The sequence below is a fragment of the Pseudomonas sp. PA-4-8C genome (genome assembly GCF_021606625.1).
GTDB classification, from domain to species: Bacteria; Pseudomonadota; Gammaproteobacteria; order Pseudomonadales; family Pseudomonadaceae; genus Aquipseudomonas; species Aquipseudomonas lactis.
This window is the reverse complement of sequence record NZ_WKCD01000011.1, coordinates 1-16,144: the sequence shown is the minus strand read 5'-3', so window position 1 is coordinate 16,144 and position 16,144 is coordinate 1. Positions and strand designations below refer to the sequence as shown.

Genomic DNA, 16,144 nt, shown 5'->3' with positions numbered 1-16,144 from the left:
GAGAACGTTGATTCCCGGTAATGAAAGAAGGTAGCTCTGGATGCCAGCCGTCAAAGTAAAAGAGAACGAACCCTTCGACGTAGCTCTGCGTCGTTTCAAGCGCTCCTGCGAAAAAGCCGGTGTTCTGGCTGAAGTTCGTAGCCGCGAATTTTATGAGAAGCCAACTTCTGAGCGTAAGCGCAAAGCAGCAGCCGCTGTTAAGCGTCACGCTAAGAAAGTTCAGCGCGAACAGCGCCGCGCCGTTCGTCTGTACTAATACACAGACGTTCGTAGCAAGCTTCTGCCAAGCCCGGCCCTCAGCCGGGCTGCTGGCATTTGCGGATATCGCTTGATGCTTCACCGTCGACGCCGCACATGCGACCGAGACACTGCTTCACACGTCAGGGCTGGCTCTTTTGCCAGCGGTGCACGTCTCTTCTGACGAGCCTAACAAGGCTACTGACGAGCACACCTATTCTTCAAACAGACGATCAACCGTGTCGGCTGTGCCCATCGATGCGTTTCCGAGGCCGCCATTGGCCAAGACCGGACGCCCGGGCAACATTTCCATGCCGAAGACTGATCAGAAACTACCCTCAGTGAATATTCGGCAGATACACTTCCTGATGACCCATGCAGACGATGATGATCGAGCACTCCATACGTGCGCTTGAACACGTCACGGGCCCTCATTTACACGCAGTGATGACGAGAACGCCATGGCCGGGCTGATTCCCCAGAGCTTTATTGACGACCTTCTGAACCGCACCGACATCGTCGATGTTGTCAGCTCACGCGTACAGCTGAAAAAAGCCGGCAAAAACTACACCGCCTGCTGCCCGTTCCATAAAGAAAAAACCCCATCGTTCAGCGTCAGCCCCGACAAACAGTTTTATTACTGCTTCGGTTGCGGCGCGGGCGGGAATGCCCTGGGCTTCCTGATGGACCACGACAACCTGGATTTCCCCCAAGCTGTCGAGGACCTGGCGAAAGCCGCCGGCATGGAAGTGCCCCGCGAAGAAAGTGGTCGCCCGCACAAACCCCGGCAACCCACCGATTCGCCGCTGTATCCGCTACTGACCGCCGCTGCCGACTTTTACCGCCAGGCACTCAAGAGCCATCCGCAGCGCAAGGCCGCTGTCGACTATCTCAAAGGGCGCGGCCTCACCGGCGAAATCGCTCGGGACTTCGGTCTCGGCTTCGCCCCGCCGGGCTGGGACAACCTGTATAAGCACCTGAGCAGCGACACCCTCCAGCAAAAGGCCATGATCGATGCCGGCCTGCTGGTGGAAAACGCCGAGACCGGCAAGCGCTATGACCGCTTCCGCGACCGCGTGATGTTCCCGATCCGCGACAGCCGTGGCCGTATCATCGCCTTTGGCGGCCGCGTACTCGGGGACGACAAGCCCAAGTACCTGAACTCTCCGGAGACCCCGGTGTTCCACAAGGGCCAGGAACTCTACGGCCTGTTCGAAGCGCGCAAGAACAACCGCAACCTCGACGAGATCATCGTGGTTGAAGGCTATATGGACGTGATCGCCCTCGCCCAACAAGGCCTGCGCAACGCGGTCGCCACCCTCGGCACCGCCACCAGCGAAGAACATCTCAAACGCCTGTTCCGTGTCGTGCCCAGCGTGCTGTTTTGCTTCGATGGCGACCAAGCTGGCCGCAACGCCGCCTGGCGCGCGCTCGAAGCCACGCTGTCGAGCCTGCAGGATGGGCGCCGCGCTCGCTTCCTGTTCCTGCCCGAAGGCGAAGACCCGGACACCCTGGTGCGTTCGGAAGGTACCGACGCGTTCCGCGCACGCATCAATCAACATGCGCAGCCGCTGGCGGATTATTTTTTTCAGCAACTGACCGAAGAGGCCGACCCGCGCTCCCTCGAAGGCAAAGCCCATATGGCCACCCTCGCGGCGCCGCTGATCGACAAAGTCCCGGGCGCCAACTTGCGCACCTTGATGCGCCAGCGCCTACTGGAGATCACCGGTTTGAGCGGCGAAGCCGTAAGCCAGCTGGTGCACAGCGCCCCGCAGGATGCACCGCCCGCCTACGACCCCGGCATGGATTACGACGCCATGCCGGACTACGCTGACTTTCACCAACCTCAGGAGGCCTTCGCGCCCCAGCAGGAATGGACGCCGAAGAAGCCCGGCGCCGGCGGCAAGAAGTGGGACAAAAAGCCCTGGAGCAAAAACGGCAAACGCGGTGATCGCGATGAAGCCTACGCGCCACGCACACCCGTAGCGGTGGAAGCCCCCACACTGATTGCACTGCGCACGCTGATTCATCACCCGCAATTGGCCGGCAAGGTTGAAAGTGCCGACCACTTTGCCAACGAGAGCAACACCTACGCTCAGGTGCTTATCGCACTGATCGAAGCCGTGCAGAAAAACCCTAAGCTAAACTCAATTCAGTTGATGGCTCGCTGGCATGGCACGGAACAGGGCCGTTTATTGCGGGCACTGGCGGAAAAGGAGTGGCTAATTGACGGCGACAACCTTGAACAACAGTTTTTAGACACCATTAATAGGTTATCCGCGGGTCAACACACTCAGACCCTCGACGAACTTATCAAGAGAGCGAGGCAGCCGGGATTATCGGCTGAAGAGCAAATTCAGATAGCAAAACAGATGCGCGACCTCTTAAAACAGAATGTTTACGCATCAAACCCGACCTCAGCTGGCGTGTGAGGTCATAGCTCGGGTATAATCCTCGGCTTGTTTTTTGCCCGCCAAGACCTTCAGTGGATAGGGTGTTATGTCCGGAAAAGCGCAACAGCAGTCTCGTATCAAAGAGTTGATACTTCTTGGTCGTGAGCAGGGTTACCTGACTTACGCGGAGGTCAACGACCACCTGCCTGAGGATATTTCAGATCCTGAGCAGGTGGAAGACATCATCCGCATGATTAACGACATGGGGATCAACGTATTCGAAGTCGCGCCAGATAAGGATTCCCTTATGCTGGCCGACGCTGATACCGACGAGGCCGCCGCTGAGGAAGCTGCTGCCGCGCTGGCTGCAGTAGAGACCGATATCGGCCGCACGACAGACCCGGTGCGCATGTATATGCGCGAAATGGGTACCGTCGAGCTGCTGACACGCGAAGGCGAAATCGAAATCGCCAAGCGTATCGAAGAGGGCATCCGCGAAGTGATGGGCGCTATTGCGCACTTCCCTGGCACGGTTGACCACATTCTCTCCGAGTACACCCGCGTCACCACCGAAGGTGGCCGCCTGTCCGACGTCCTGAGCGGTTATATCGACCCGGACGACGGCATTGCGCCGCCTGCCGCCGAAGTACCGCCGCCTGTTGATGCGAAAGCCGCAAAAGCGGACGACGACACCGACGACGACGAAGCTGAAAGCAGCGACGACGAAGAAGAAGCCGAAAGCGGTCCAGACCCGGTTATCGCTGCCCAGCGCTTCGGTGCGGTTTCCGATCAAATGGAAATCACCCGCAAGGCCCTGAAAAAGCACGGTCGTGGCAACAAGCAGGCGATTGCCGAGCTGGTGGCCCTGGCTGAGCTGTTCATGCCAATCAAGCTGGTGCCCAAGCAGTTCGAAGGCCTGGTTGAGCGTGTTCGCAGCGCCCTTGAGCGTCTGCGTGCACAAGAGCGTGCGATCATGCAGCTCTGTGTGCGTGATGCGCGCATGCCGCGTACCGATTTCCTGCGCCAGTTCCCCGGCAACGAAGTTGACGAAAGCTGGAGCGACGCACTGGCCAAGGGCAAGGCGAAATACGCCGAAGCCATCGGCCGCCTGCAGCCCGATATCATCCGTTGCCAGCAGAAGCTGACCGCGCTTGAAACCGAAACCGGCCTGACGATTGCAGAAATCAAAGACATCAACCGTCGCATGTCGATCGGCGAGGCCAAGGCCCGCCGCGCGAAGAAAGAGATGGTTGAAGCGAACTTGCGTCTGGTGATCTCCATCGCCAAGAAGTACACCAACCGTGGCCTGCAATTCCTTGATCTGATCCAGGAAGGCAACATCGGCTTGATGAAGGCGGTGGACAAGTTCGAATACCGTCGCGGCTACAAGTTCTCGACTTATGCCACCTGGTGGATCCGTCAGGCGATCACTCGCTCGATCGCCGACCAGGCCCGCACCATCCGTATTCCGGTGCACATGATCGAGACCATCAACAAGCTCAACCGTATTTCCCGGCAGATGTTGCAGGAAATGGGTCGCGAACCGACCCCGGAAGAGCTGGGCGAACGCATGGAAATGCCTGAGGATAAAATCCGCAAGGTATTGAAGATCGCTAAAGAGCCGATCTCCATGGAAACGCCGATTGGTGATGACGAAGACTCCCATCTGGGTGACTTCATCGAAGACTCGACCATGCAGTCGCCAATCGATGTCGCCACTGTTGAGAGCTTGAAAGAAGCGACTCGCGACGTACTGTCCGGCCTCACTGCCCGTGAAGCCAAGGTACTGCGCATGCGTTTCGGCATCGACATGAATACCGACCACACCCTTGAGGAAGTCGGTAAGCAGTTTGACGTGACCCGTGAGCGGATCCGTCAGATCGAAGCCAAGGCGCTGCGCAAGTTGCGCCACCCGACGCGAAGCGAGCATCTGCGCTCCTTCCTCGACGAGTGATACCAGAACCCCCGGCCCAGGCCGGGGGTTTTGCTTTCTACCGATTGCTTTGCACAGATTAACTGCCCCGCACCACCCCGCCCTCGCAATGCCCGTCTACACTCGAGACATTCCCCGTGCCATAACGAGACCGTTATGCCCAGATTGCCGACCGTGATACTGCTGTCGCTGCTGACCTGGACCGCAACGGCTGGCGCGTTGACTCTTACGGATGATGAGCGTAGCTGGTTGGCGGACCATCAGGAGCTGCGCCTCGGCGTGGACGCGTCCTGGCCACCGTTTGAATATCGCGATGAAAATGGCCGATATCAGGGCCTGGCTGCCGATTACGTACGCCTACTCCAGGACCGTCTGGGCGTTCGAATCAAACTGATCGAACCCGTTAACTGGACCGCGGTGCTTGAACAAGCCCGCAATAATCAGCTCGACCTGCTGCCTGGCATCATGTCCACCCCCGAACGCCAAAACTTCCTGGCCTTCACACGCCCCTATCTCGACTTTCCCATCGTCATCCTGGCCCATGAAGGCGGCGCGAAACCACGCAGCCTCAAGGATTTGTACGGGCTGAAAATTGCCGTGGTGGAGAACTACGCCCCCCATGAATTGCTCCGCACCCACCATCCGGACCTGAATCTGGTCGCCCTGCCCAACGTCAGTTCGACGCTGCAAGCCCTGGCCACCGATGAAGTGGATGCCGTGGTCGGCGACCTCGCCTCCAGCGTCTGGAGCCTGCGCCAACTCAAGCTCGACGGCCTGTACGTCAGCGGCGAAACACCCTATCGCTACCAACTGGCGATGGGCGTACCGCGGGATGAGAAAATCCTGGTGGGCATCCTGGACAAAGTCCTCGCCGACCTCAGCTCAGCCGAAACGGATGCGATCCAGCAACACTGGGTCGGTAGTTTCACCGATCACCGCACCTTCTGGGCTGACCTGCTCACGTACGGCCTGCCAGCGGTGCTGCTATTGAGTACGGTGCTGGCAATCGTGATTCGGATCAATCGCCGGCTCAGCTCGGAAATTTCCCGCCGGGTCGCCCTTGAGCAAGAACTGCGAAGCAGCGAGTACCACTATCGCGGCTTGGTGGAGAGCTTGTCCGCCATCGCCTGGGAAGCAAGCATCAGCGATTTCACCTACAGCTATGTGTCGCCCCATGCCGAAGACCTGCTCGGTTATCCCCGCGCCCATTGGCTGATTCCAGGTTTCTGGCGCAACATCATCCACCCCGCCGACCTGACCCGTGCCGAGGCCTATTGCTATCGGGAAACTCGTGCCAACCGTGATCACAGTATTGATTACCGGGTCATCACCGCTGATGGCCGCTGCCTGTGGGTACGTGACATTGTCAGCCTGATCGAACACGGCCACGAGCCAGTGCTGCGCGGCCTGATGATCGACATCAGCGAAGCCAAGCGCACCGAAGAAGCCCTGCAATTGTCCGAGCAGAAATTTGCCTCGGTGTTTCAGCAGTGCCCGGACATCCTGGTGATTGCCCGGATGTCTGATGGCTGCCTGCTGGAGGTCAACAAGGCATTCGAGGACCAGATTGGGCTGCGCGCCGACGAGGTGGTAGGCAAAACCGCCTCAGATCTGAATATATGGGGCATTCAGGGCGTCGGTCCGGATTTGCTGCAGCGGGTACAGACCACCAGTATCCGTAACCTGGAAATGTCCTTTCTGCGCAGCAATGGTCAGGCATTTACCGGGCTGATCTCAGCTGAGCCGTTCCAACTCGATACCACTGAAGCCCTGGTGGTGGTGGTGCGCGATATCACCGAGCTCAAGGAAACCCAACAGCAGCTGCAAACCTCCGAAGAGAAATTCGCCAAGGCATTCCATGCTTCCCCTGACGGTTTACTACTGAGTCGCCAAAGGGATGGCCTGCTGATTGAAGTGAACGAAGGTTTCAGCCACCTGACCGGCTTCACCAGCGCCTCTTCACTCGACCAATCAGCCCTGGACCTGGGCATCTGGGTCGACCTCAACGAACGCAAACACATGCTGGAGTTGATGCAGCGCGACGGCTTTGTCCGCGATTTCATTTGTCATATCCGTCGTGCCGACGGCCAGATTCGCCTCTGCGAAGTGTCCAGCCGCCCACTGCCGATTGGCGACGAAGATTGCATGCTGACCATCGCCCGGGACATCACCGAACGCCAGTTGATGCAGGAAAAATTGCAGCAGGCCGCCACGGTGTTCGAAAGTACCGCCGAAGGCGTCTTGATCACCGACACACGGCAGAACATCAGCGCCGTCAACCGCGCCTTCACTGAGATCACCGGCTACAGCGAGGTTGAAGCCCTTGGCCATACCCCGCGTCTGCTTGCCTCCGGCCTGCATGACAGCGCGTTCTATGCGGCGATGTGGCACCAGTTGACGACCCACGGCCACTGGCAAGGCGAGATCTCCAACCGCCGCAAGAACGGCGAGGTGTATCCGAGTTGGTTGACCATCAGTGCTGTGCGTAACCGCGAGCAATTGGTCACGCATTTCGTTGCCGTGTTCGCCGACATCTCCAGCCTCAAACTGGCCCAGGCACGCCTGGACTATCAGGCCCACCACGACCCATTGACCGGCCTGCCCAACCGCACCCTGTTTGAAAACCGGCTGCAGGCTGCCCTCAACGGCCAGCAGGAAAGTGGCAAACAGGGCGCGGTGCTGTTTCTCGACCTCGACCGCTTCAAACACATCAACGACAGCCTCGGCCACCCGGTCGGCGACCTGCTGCTCAAAGACATCGCGGTACGCCTCAAGGAGCAGTTGCGGGACGTGGACACCGTTGCTCGCCTGGGCGGCGACGAATTCATTATCCTGCTGCCCGGCTTGCAACAGGCCAGCGACGCCCAGCACTTGGCGAACAAACTGCTCGACTGCTTTACCCCGCCCTTCCAGGCCGGCGAGCATGAGTTCTTTATCAGCGCCAGTATCGGCACCAGCCTGTATCCACAGGACGGCACCGACGTGGCCACCCTGGTCAAAAATGCCGACGCCGCGATGTATCGCTCCAAAGCCAAGGGGCGCAACCGGGTCGAGCGCTACACCCGCGACCTGACCGCCCAAGCCAATGAACGCGTAGCGCTGGAGCACGAACTGCGCCGCGCCATCGAACGTGAAGAGTTGAGCCTGTATTACCAACCCAAACGCAGCCTGGTCACCCAACAACTGATCGGCGCAGAGGCCTTGATCCGCTGGCATCACCCGACTCTGGGCGAGGTCCCGCCCGAGCACTTTATTGCCCTGGCCGAAGAGAACGGCACGATCCTGCAAATCGGCGACTGGGTACTGGAACAGGCCTGCCGACAGCTGCACGCCTGGCAAACGGCTTTCGAGGACTTCGGCCCCCTGTCGGTCAACCTCGCAGGCGCGCAACTGCGTCACCCCAACCTGCTGTCACGTATCGAACAACTGCTGCGCGATTACCGCCTCGAACCCGGCTGCCTGCAACTGGAAATCACCGAAAACTTCATCATGAGCCAAGCCGAAGAAGCACTGGCGGTGTTGCACCAACTCAAGCGCCTGGGCGTCCAATTGGCGATCGATGATTTCGGCACCGGTTATTCATCCCTCAGCTACCTCAAACGCCTGCCTCTGGACTTCCTCAAGATCGACCAATCCTTCGTCCGCGGCTTGCCCGACGACCCTCACGATGCAGCCATCGTGCGCGCCATCATCGCCCTCGGCCACAGCATGCAATTCACCATCATCGCCGAAGGCGTGGAGACTCCGGCGCAACAAGCATTCCTCGCAAGCGAGGGGTGTGAACAGATGCAAGGCTACATCGTCAGCCTGCCCCTCCCGCCGGAGCTTTTTGCCGCCAGCTTCCTTCGTACATGGCACAAGGATTTTTCGGATGGCACAGTGAACAAACCATCGCTATAATCCGCGACCTACTGAGGGCCTATAGCTCAGTTGGTTAGAGCAGGGGACTCATAATCCTTTGGTCCACGGTTCAAGTCCGTGTGGGCCCACCATACAAATCAAAGGCTTACGCTTAACGGCGTAGGCCTTTTTTGTTTTTTGACGAAAATTCCTAACGAATTGCTCAACGAATGCAGCCTGTGCTTCCACGCCACCAATTTGACGTGCGTTAAGCAGTGGCCTTTTGATTTCATCCGAGCGTATGCTGTGAAAAATCACGCCACCAGGGATCGATATGAGAACGGCACTGGCAGTACTGGCGACGAGCCTGGCGCTTGCGCCACCTCCCCTCAAAGCAACACAAACGAATAAGCACCGATTGTCATCAAGGAAATTCATTATGGATTTTTTCGCTACCCTTTTTCTTCTTGCTCTAGGCATAGCAGTTTATTTTCTGCCGCTATTCATAGCCTGCTTTAGAAAACACCCTTCAGCCCTAGCAATATCCGCCTTGAATTTTCTTGCTGGTTGGACATTTATAGGATGGCTCGTCGCATTCATTTGGGCTCTTACCAATACCCCGGCGCTATCCGCTTTACAATCCGGCAGAACTCATGATCTGTATAAATTAGCCGAACTAAGGGAAAAGGGCGCATTAACTGAAGACGAGTTCCAAAGAGAAAAATCTAAATTACTTAGCTAGATCTTTCAGAGCTAGCCCACCTGACATATTGAATGGTTTAAGCCCACATCACACCAGGATATGGCGAAGCATCTTTGTTTGGCACCGGCTTAGTTGCCTGCGCAATCCCTTTCACCAATGCGTTGTAGCGACTCTTAGAGTTGCCCTTGCAATGCTCCATATGTGACGTAAGCCAGCCTCCGTGTTTGGCAAGCCACCTACGCGGAGGCATTGATTCAGCAGCTTCAATTGCCCATAACAGAAGCTGTTCGTCGCTGGGTTGATCGTCTTCTTCAAAATCAGGAACCATATTGTGCGCACTCCTGGTATTGCCCGAGCGGATTAGGCTCGGGCGGTCGTAATCAGCCAACGATGTATGCCGCGCTTTCAAGTCCGTGAGATGCCATGTGGTGCGTAGTTCTCCAGGCGTCATCGAATGCGAGCGAGTCAAACGTATGGCCGACAAAAATGCTGGCGACCTCATGCGGCAATGACAAGCCACCTAATTCTTTTAGGCGGCGAACATCGACTTCTGCGACCTCGATACCTTGCTGGTTGAAACGTTCAAGCTGGCCGGTGAGCTTGTCTGCGGCTGCTTTGATCTTGCTGTAGTCCGCCGCAAGCGCTTGATACTTGCCAATCACTTGGTCACGCAGCGCAGCAGCACGGCTAATGCGATCTTGCTCGGCTTCGTTGACGAGCTGATCGTTCAGGGTTTCCAGACGCAGCGACAAGCGCTTAACAAGTCTGGCGGTTACGTCGATGCGATCCTCAATTTCGGAAACGTCCGCGCCACTACGAGCGCCCTTTTCCCACTCGATACCGAGCGAGTCAGACAGTGCTTCGGCTTCGGTCAGTTGCTGTTTATGGCTGGCAATCAGTTCTATGGTGGTCGTCATATCAGATGCTCCGCAATAGGTTCAGAAGGTCGCGCAAGGCGCTTGGCTGGGTCTTGGCACCCAAAGGACGCCCTGAGCCATTGAGCGCCGGATGTCCATGTTGAAAACGGCCCTTGCCGTCGCGGATTGGTTGCGCAGTGCCAACCTCGAAAACTTGCTTAGCCATGAGTGATGTCCTGGTCGGCAGTGTTCAAGCTATAGCCTGTGAACTCGTCGTCTTTTGGCTTCGCGTTCACTTTGAGAGTGTTCGTGAGGATCGTCGCCAATGAGTTTTGAATCTGTTTGTTAGTCGTCTGCACTGCTTTTAGTTCATCGGTGAATTTCTGAATAGCATCTATCATCAGCTTCAAAAGTTCGTCATTCATATCGGCACTCCATTTAAGTTAATTGGGTTTACCAGTTAATTATACGCGATATACGATATAGCCTAAGGCGGCACAAAGTTTCAGAAACTGTCAAATAGATAGCAAGCTAAGTATCAGGCGAAGTATTGGTTAGGATTTATTGCTTAGCCTTCAGGCTTAACGTTATATCGACGCAATCACCAACTAAAGAAATTTAGGCTTCCCAGATGCTTTGTAGCGGTTTATCAGACGTTTCCGTACGTTGTGACGCGTTTCCTTGTCATGGCAGCCGTTTTGGTGATATGACCGTTCAGCCATTAACAAAGGGAGTGTTTTCAATGGTTGAGAATTTCGACGAAGCAAATTTCGATAGATGGGTTCTGGCTTTTGCAGGAGGCCGTAAATCTGCTCAGGATCTTGAGGATTACGCTGACAGCCTGAAAAAAGATCAGGTCGAGCGGGAGGCTGCGCAACTGTTCTTTTTGGCTTTGGATCACGGGATGCACGGCTATAACGCGCCGCTCCAGGTCAAGGAGCGTGCGAGTAAAGCCATAACAATAATCCGGGAGCGGTTCTATCAGGCGTAATGCCTTTGACCGCTAATTCATAGAGAAGCCCGCCAGGGACGGCAGGCTATCTGGAATAGCGTTATTGCTTGGCAGCCGCTGCCTGAAAAACCGCATAGCCCACCAGACCAATAAAAAAGCCAGATGCGCCTGCTAATCCAGCGCCAATGTTCCCGCCGAAGATGTAGCCAAAGTATGCGAAGAACGCAGCAAAAACCGGAATCATAAGAGCAATAACGTCTTTCGCCATCAGGATTAGAGTGTTCATGGTTTCTCCTATGTGAACGCAGCACGATAGCAAATCGCCACCAGCATGGGTATGAGTAAATCGATTAGACCTTGGTCATGTGTGCCGGGTGTGCCGGGTTTTTCGACATTCATTATCTTTCTGAAAAAATAATGTATTGAGATTTCACTATTTATATTTTTAGAGAGGTTGGGGTATCTCAGATAACACGGCACAAGCGGCACACATTGCACAAAAGAAAGGGGCCGCGATGGCCCCTTCTTGTTATTGCTGTTGCATGCTCCAACCTGGACGAATCTCCAAGCCACTTACATACTTCCCATGTCGATCACGCGTACGCCCGAAGCCTAGCCGCTCCAGCCTATCTACAAAAGATTTCTGCTTAACCTTCTGACCAATACCCTGATCAGACGCCCAACTCGTGAACGTGTCATACAGCTTTTGAGAACCGACTTTACCTAATGCGCTTCGCTCACACACATCATCAACGAACTGAGCCACCTGATCAGCTTCTAAGCGCCATTCCTCTTTAGCTTGGCGACTGCTCTCAGGATCAGTAAAGCCATGCTCTAGCGCATTGCTATACGCAGCCAACGACAGATTGAGAATGCCGGGGAGCTCAGCAAGCAGCTTCTCTTTAAGCATCGGGTCCGTCTGGCCCAAGCTGGCGTCAAACTTCCTGTTAAAGCGAATGACCAGCGCACGCCGAAACAAGGCATCAGAAAAGTCCCGCGTGTGCGGCATGTGGTTCGTCCCAAACCAGCAAGTGGCGTATGGGCGCATCACAAACGGGTCTTGGAACTTATGCTCAACCGTCGCAGGCTCGCCCGACACAATGCCCTTCAATGCCGCATCAGCGATTACCTCACCCTCCCGGATTTCGGTAACGATGTTGGCTAGCTTCATATGCAGATGCGCACGAGAAAAAGCACGGTCGAATTGCGAAGGCTGCACACCGGACACATTCTCAGACCCTAGCAGCGCCTCCAGCACCGACAGCAGAACAGATTTACCGTTGCTGCCACCACCGATGAGCATAATGAATCGCTCATGCCTGCAATGCGTCATCAGCGTATATCCGAGCATTTCCAACAGCGCCCGCGCCTTCTCCTTGCCATCGCTATCAGGCTCGAAAATCTCACCTAGAAACTGAGAGAAGCGAGGTGCAGAGGCTTCAGACTGGTACTCAATAGGAACTTGAGTGGTTCGGAACTCCAGCTTGTCATGAGGCTCAAGCTCCCATTCACCAGTCAGATCATGCCGCACCAGAGCCCCGGATAAGCAGTTCACAGACTCAGGATCGCCCAAATTGAAGTCATGATCCCTGCTGTAAATCGCGGTTTTGAAAACATCTGCAACGTTATTGACCACGTTCGCTGTAATGGCCGTGTGTGGCGCAAGCGCTGTTTGAACCAACTGCTTAACCGCTCGATCCTCAGCAACTCTCCAGACACCGCGACTCAACCACTCGTAAACCAGTGGCCCGGACGCCAGGATATTGTCAGCACCGATACAAGCCAAAACGCGCTGAGCAAGCTCAAGATGATCCTCATGATCATCATCATTCGCAGCCGGGGCCATCTCGCGCAAAGTACCCAAGCCGATACCTGTTTGTTGCTTGATCGCTTTGAGCAGCCGGTCACGCTCGATAGGGCTCCGGGACAAAGCCTCCGCTACTAGGCTTTCAATATCGGACGATTCGCTCTCATCACTCAGTAATTTCACATCCGCACTGATTTCTGAGTATGGCCGCGCCGGAACAGGTGCATACCCTTTGCGTCGAGCCCCCTCAATCATTCCAGCCAGTTCCACACCCATTAGCGCCGAGGCACGCTCTGCACCTCGTTGCTTTGCCACTTCAGGAGCTACGGCGGAAAAAACCAAATGGATCAACTGATCGTCGGCACCCTTTGCAACCAATCGGCCAACAATACGCAAAGCGTTTTCGTGAACACTCTCACCCTGCAACAACTCCGCCAACAGTTCCGTGTGATCACTGCTGCCACGCTCCACAGGATCGTTAGCGGCGCTTCGGTGTGGCTCCTTAAGCGTGCCCAGCCATTCCGAGAACTCGGCCCATGTGTAACGCTGACCGCCTTCGTGAACAATGCACGACCTTACAGGCTCCGCCTTTGTGTGGTTGAACCCAGGCAGACGCATCACACGCGGCAAATCGTGAATGCTCTTGTCACTGTCTACCAACGCAATCAGCTTTCGCTGGGCAGCTTCAAACTCATTCAGTGGCACGCCATCAACGCACCAATAGGCGTGATGCTTACCGGGTGACGACTCAACAATGATCGACGGGGCAAATGGGACAGCCGCCAACCTATCGAGGTGGTTGTCGATGATGTCGAAGTCCACATACAAGGCTCGGACGCGGATAATGCTAGCGGCGTCATGCCCTCCCGCATTCACAACAGCGTATGCGCCCCACCCAGCAATATTTTTCGCCTGCAAGTCATACAAAGAGTTTGCCTTGTGTGCCCCTTGCATCGGATGGATTGCTCGATAGTGCCAGTCTTGTGGCTGCGAATCAGGGTCTAATAACGCCAGGAATCGCAAAGCCTCATCAACATCTGGCAAAGGCTTCTGAGTAGGGACGGTCATTGCACACCCCCACGGTAGCTGGCGATGATTTGGACACGTTCCGCCTCAATCAGACCCGCAAGCGCTTTGCCTGAATTGAATGCCGCCAGGTAGCGGCGATTGACTTCAACCACATCAAGCGGCGCGGATTTAAGAGAATCAAAGGCGTGTACGAATACGCTAATCGCGAGCGCATCGTCGTTATCGTTGGCGCTGATCAAAGAGGCGTTTCCGATCATTTGATATAGACCTGCGAGGGCTTTCACTTGCGTGACTTGTTGGGCATTCATACCGCGCCCTCGTCTTCGGCCAATTTAATCAATGCGTAGGTCGCTATACGCGGATGCAAACGCCCTTCACTATCGGGCAAAGTCGAAAGAGTCCGATGGATTTCATGACCCAATTCTTTCAGCTCCTTGACACGAGCGGCTGGCATTAACACGTTGTAGGCGTCGCGTAGCTCAAACGTGGAGCGCGAATGATCCATAAGCAGGGTCAGTACACGCTGGCGCTGAGCTTCGGCGCTAACATCAACCAAAGCGGTAGCTTTTTCAGGGGCAGCAGAGCTCGGCCCCGCGATCTTGCGGAGTTGGAAGTTACCCATCATTAAGCCTCCTGATCGCGCAGGAATGCCTCGACTTCGTCGAGACGATACCTAACGGCGCGCCCCAGCTTCAGAGGCTCGGGAAAGCCCTCAAGTTGAGCTAGTCGCCAAAGGGTGGTGCGGCTGATATCAAAATGCATGCACACGGCACGGGAGGCGCAATAAACCGGAGCGACAGTGTTAATATTTTCCTGCATGGTTACGACCTGACATTGGTCGCCTGCTCGTAAAAAGCGTTTGACTTGGGTGCGGTTCCTACCTAACCTTCGTCTTGCTAATAGCTTTTACGTTTCGGCGGTATTTGGTTAAAGGGTTTATCCAGATATTGCATACAAGAACCTGCGCCTTGAATCGCAGGTTTTCGTGTTTCTGGAACATGCTCATTGTAACACCACCAAATTAGGCTTTTTCTGACTAGTCAGTCACTCAATGACTTGACGGTCACTGAATCTGTGTAAAGCATTGATTCATATAGAAAAACCTAAACGCCACTCCTTGGAAGTGTTCCGCTTGCGACATTTTCCATGTCGCTTTTAGACAAGTCAGAAAAGGCAGAGCTCTAGAGCCACCTAGCGATTTACCTCCTGTTGGTGAACGCCAGAACCTCCGCACGTTGCGGGTTCCCCGCGAGCTCATCTAGATAACGCGCCCACTTATCCAAATCCCCGCGCTTTTCCGGTAGATAGTTCCATCGATCATAGTGCTTTGCTTGCACCCCCGAACGACCATGCGACAGTAACCACGCCCGGCGTTCCTGATTCACCCCCAGCGCGGCTAGGTGCGTTTCAATGGTTGCGCGCAACGTACGCCAAGTGAAACGGCGGGTTTCCCCTTTTGTCGAAAGCTGATCACCAAGCGCTGAGAAAATATCTAGCGCGGTGCCGGGTGTAATGCTGACTTTTCCACGCAGAGAGAACGGCCCAGGTGCCTTGCCTGCATCCCTAAGCGCTAACAGTGGCGATAGGATCTCACGCAATCGCTGAGTAATCGGCAACAGATGCTCACGCGGCGGACTCCCTTTGCCGCCCTTGAGGTCGATCAACCGCATCACCTCCCCATGCTCGCCATCGTCATAGATGTCGGCCCAAGCGACACGACAAAGCATCTCTACCCGTTGCCCAGCTAGATAAAGCATTGCCTTTGCGATTGCACGGCGGCGCTCAGGCAAATCCTCAACGGCTAGGACAACCGCCTTCAGTTCTTCCTTAGTCAGCGCCCAGGTATTCGCCTGATTAGCACCTTCTATAGTCGGAACGTCACGCGCAGGGTTTGATTTCAGACCGTATTGAACAGCGTCACCAGCGCGGAGCGGGTTTAGGTCGCTCGCAAGCCCGAACGAAAATGCCGCCTGGAGGTAGGAGCGCAATTTATCAGCCTGCCGTTTCTTACCATTGGTTGCTGAAGCCTTGGTCAAGCGAACGCCACGCCCTTTGCTGGCGACTGCGCGAGTCAGACAACGACGCAGGATGTTCGCAATATCGCTGGGCTCGACTTCCTTTGCCTTGCATTGCGACAGTTCAGGGAATGGATCGAGAACATCTAGCTTAAGCGCACCACGCACAGCCTTGGCACTGGACTTGCCCCTGCGCTCCATATCGTCAACATAGGCACTCAGCATTTGAGCCAATGTTCCCTGCCTTGCCTCAACATCCGCTGCACGTTGGGTTAAGCGCTGGCGCTCATCCTCTGCGACCAGATAAGCGTCAATACTCGGGAAGGCGCGGATCTCCAAGGATTTAGCTGCGGCATACGCCCGCCACTCAACCAACGT

At 55.7% G+C, this 16,144-nt stretch carries 15 protein-coding genes and 1 tRNA gene; 7 read left to right on the top strand and 9 right to left on the bottom strand.

The window, feature by feature from the left end; all coding sequences use genetic code 11:
- Nucleotides 1-40 precede the first annotated feature (40 nt).
- The 6 genes from rpsU (at nt 41) to GIW04_RS03725 (ending at nt 9,145) form a co-directional block, all read left to right on the top strand.
- Nucleotides 41-256: a 30S ribosomal protein S21 gene (gene rpsU, locus GIW04_RS03750; protein ID WP_002551877.1), complete on the top strand. Its 216-nt coding sequence runs from the start codon at nt 41-43 to the stop codon at nt 254-256.
- A 442-nt stretch (nt 257-698) separates the two neighbouring features.
- Nucleotides 699-2,669, top strand: a complete 1,971-nt coding sequence (gene dnaG, locus GIW04_RS03745) for a DNA primase (protein ID WP_032895025.1) — start codon at nt 699-701, stop codon at nt 2,667-2,669.
- A 67-nt stretch (nt 2,670-2,736) separates the two neighbouring features.
- Complete coding sequence (rpoD, locus tag GIW04_RS03740; protein WP_003194751.1) at nt 2,737-4,584, top strand: RNA polymerase sigma factor RpoD; 1,848 nt, start codon at nt 2,737-2,739, stop codon at nt 4,582-4,584.
- 135 nt (nt 4,585-4,719) lie between these two features.
- Nucleotides 4,720-8,463 (top strand): bifunctional diguanylate cyclase/phosphodiesterase, encoded by a 3,744-nt coding sequence (locus GIW04_RS03735; protein ID WP_120247555.1) that lies wholly within the window; start codon nt 4,720-4,722, stop codon nt 8,461-8,463.
- Between the two features lie 15 nt (nt 8,464-8,478).
- Nucleotides 8,479-8,555: transfer RNA gene (locus GIW04_RS03730), tRNA-Ile, on the top strand.
- Between the two features lie 182 nt (nt 8,556-8,737).
- Nucleotides 8,738-9,145 (top strand): superinfection immunity protein, encoded by a 408-nt coding sequence (locus GIW04_RS03725; protein ID WP_236269799.1) that lies wholly within the window; start codon nt 8,738-8,740, stop codon nt 9,143-9,145.
- Between the two features lie 37 nt (nt 9,146-9,182).
- Here GIW04_RS03725 and GIW04_RS03720 read toward each other — a convergent pair whose 3' ends face one another.
- From GIW04_RS03720 to GIW04_RS03710, 3 genes are all read right to left on the bottom strand, one after another.
- Nucleotides 9,183-9,434, bottom strand: a complete 252-nt coding sequence (locus tag GIW04_RS03720) for a hypothetical protein (RefSeq protein WP_236269798.1) — start codon at nt 9,432-9,434, stop codon at nt 9,183-9,185.
- A 52-nt stretch (nt 9,435-9,486) separates the two neighbouring features.
- Nucleotides 9,487-10,023 (bottom strand): hypothetical protein, encoded by a 537-nt coding sequence (locus GIW04_RS03715; protein ID WP_236269797.1) that lies wholly within the window; start codon nt 10,021-10,023, stop codon nt 9,487-9,489.
- 158 nt (nt 10,024-10,181) lie between these two features.
- Entirely contained in the window at nt 10,182-10,388 is a 207-nt protein-coding gene (locus GIW04_RS03710) for a hypothetical protein (RefSeq protein ID WP_236269796.1), read from the bottom strand.
- A gap of 317 nt (nt 10,389-10,705) precedes the next feature.
- Between GIW04_RS03710 and GIW04_RS03705 the strand changes: the two genes are divergently transcribed.
- Nucleotides 10,706-10,954: a hypothetical protein gene (locus GIW04_RS03705; protein WP_236269795.1), complete on the top strand. Its 249-nt coding sequence runs from the start codon at nt 10,706-10,708 to the stop codon at nt 10,952-10,954.
- A 61-nt stretch (nt 10,955-11,015) separates the two neighbouring features.
- Here the strand turns inward: GIW04_RS03705 and GIW04_RS03700 are convergent, their stop codons facing one another.
- From GIW04_RS03700 to GIW04_RS03675, 6 genes are all read right to left on the bottom strand, one after another.
- On the bottom strand, nt 11,016-11,201 hold the full coding sequence (locus GIW04_RS03700) for a hypothetical protein (RefSeq protein ID WP_236269794.1): 186 nt from the start codon (nt 11,199-11,201) through the stop codon (nt 11,016-11,018).
- 243 nt (nt 11,202-11,444) lie between these two features.
- On the bottom strand, nt 11,445-13,790 hold the full coding sequence (locus tag GIW04_RS03695; protein WP_236269793.1) for a phage/plasmid primase, P4 family: 2,346 nt from the start codon (nt 13,788-13,790) through the stop codon (nt 11,445-11,447).
- Nucleotides 13,787-14,059: a hypothetical protein gene (locus tag GIW04_RS03690; RefSeq protein ID WP_236269792.1), complete on the bottom strand. Its 273-nt coding sequence runs from the start codon at nt 14,057-14,059 to the stop codon at nt 13,787-13,789. Before GIW04_RS03690 ends, GIW04_RS03695 begins: the two co-directional genes overlap by 4 nt.
- A complete protein-coding gene (locus tag GIW04_RS03685; RefSeq protein ID WP_236269791.1) occupies nt 14,056-14,373 on the bottom strand; it encodes a helix-turn-helix domain-containing protein in 318 nt (105 codons plus the stop codon). The genes GIW04_RS03690 and GIW04_RS03685 overlap by 4 nt, the downstream gene beginning before the upstream one ends.
- 2 nt (nt 14,374-14,375) lie before the next feature.
- The gene (locus tag GIW04_RS03680; protein WP_087716044.1) at nt 14,376-14,570 is read right to left on the bottom strand and encodes a helix-turn-helix transcriptional regulator; all 195 of its coding nucleotides are present in this window, start codon (nt 14,568-14,570) and stop codon (nt 14,376-14,378) included.
- A 380-nt stretch (nt 14,571-14,950) separates the two neighbouring features.
- Nucleotides 14,951-16,144, bottom strand: a 1,194-nt coding sequence (locus GIW04_RS03675; RefSeq protein WP_236478931.1) for a tyrosine-type recombinase/integrase, incomplete at its 5' end; no start/stop codon positions are given.

What these genes read in the sequence shown, in the direction of transcription:
- rpsU (WP_002551877.1), top strand. Translation starts at nt 41, where the DNA reads ATGCCAGCCGTCAAAGTAAAAGAGAACGAACCCTTCGACGTAGCTCTG.
- dnaG (WP_032895025.1), top strand. Translation starts at nt 699, where the DNA reads ATGGCCGGGCTGATTCCCCAGAGCTTTATTGACGACCTTCTGAACCGC.
- rpoD (WP_003194751.1), top strand. Translation starts at nt 2,737, where the DNA reads ATGTCCGGAAAAGCGCAACAGCAGTCTCGTATCAAAGAGTTGATACTT.
- GIW04_RS03735 (WP_120247555.1), top strand. Translation starts at nt 4,720, where the DNA reads ATGCCCAGATTGCCGACCGTGATACTGCTGTCGCTGCTGACCTGGACC.
- GIW04_RS03725 (WP_236269799.1), top strand. Translation starts at nt 8,738, where the DNA reads ATGAGAACGGCACTGGCAGTACTGGCGACGAGCCTGGCGCTTGCGCCA.
- GIW04_RS03720 (WP_236269798.1), bottom strand. Translation starts at nt 9,434, where the DNA reads ATGGTTCCTGATTTTGAAGAAGACGATCAACCCAGCGACGAACAGCTT.
- GIW04_RS03715 (WP_236269797.1), bottom strand. Translation starts at nt 10,023, where the DNA reads ATGACGACCACCATAGAACTGATTGCCAGCCATAAACAGCAACTGACC.
- GIW04_RS03710 (WP_236269796.1), bottom strand. Translation starts at nt 10,388, where the DNA reads ATGAATGACGAACTTTTGAAGCTGATGATAGATGCTATTCAGAAATTC.
- GIW04_RS03705 (WP_236269795.1), top strand. Translation starts at nt 10,706, where the DNA reads ATGGTTGAGAATTTCGACGAAGCAAATTTCGATAGATGGGTTCTGGCT.
- GIW04_RS03700 (WP_236269794.1), bottom strand. Translation starts at nt 11,201, where the DNA reads ATGAACACTCTAATCCTGATGGCGAAAGACGTTATTGCTCTTATGATT.
- GIW04_RS03695 (WP_236269793.1), bottom strand. Translation starts at nt 13,790, where the DNA reads ATGACCGTCCCTACTCAGAAGCCTTTGCCAGATGTTGATGAGGCTTTG.
- GIW04_RS03690 (WP_236269792.1), bottom strand. Translation starts at nt 14,059, where the DNA reads ATGAATGCCCAACAAGTCACGCAAGTGAAAGCCCTCGCAGGTCTATAT.
- GIW04_RS03685 (WP_236269791.1), bottom strand. Translation starts at nt 14,373, where the DNA reads ATGGGTAACTTCCAACTCCGCAAGATCGCGGGGCCGAGCTCTGCTGCC.
- GIW04_RS03680 (WP_087716044.1), bottom strand. Translation starts at nt 14,570, where the DNA reads ATGCAGGAAAATATTAACACTGTCGCTCCGGTTTATTGCGCCTCCCGT.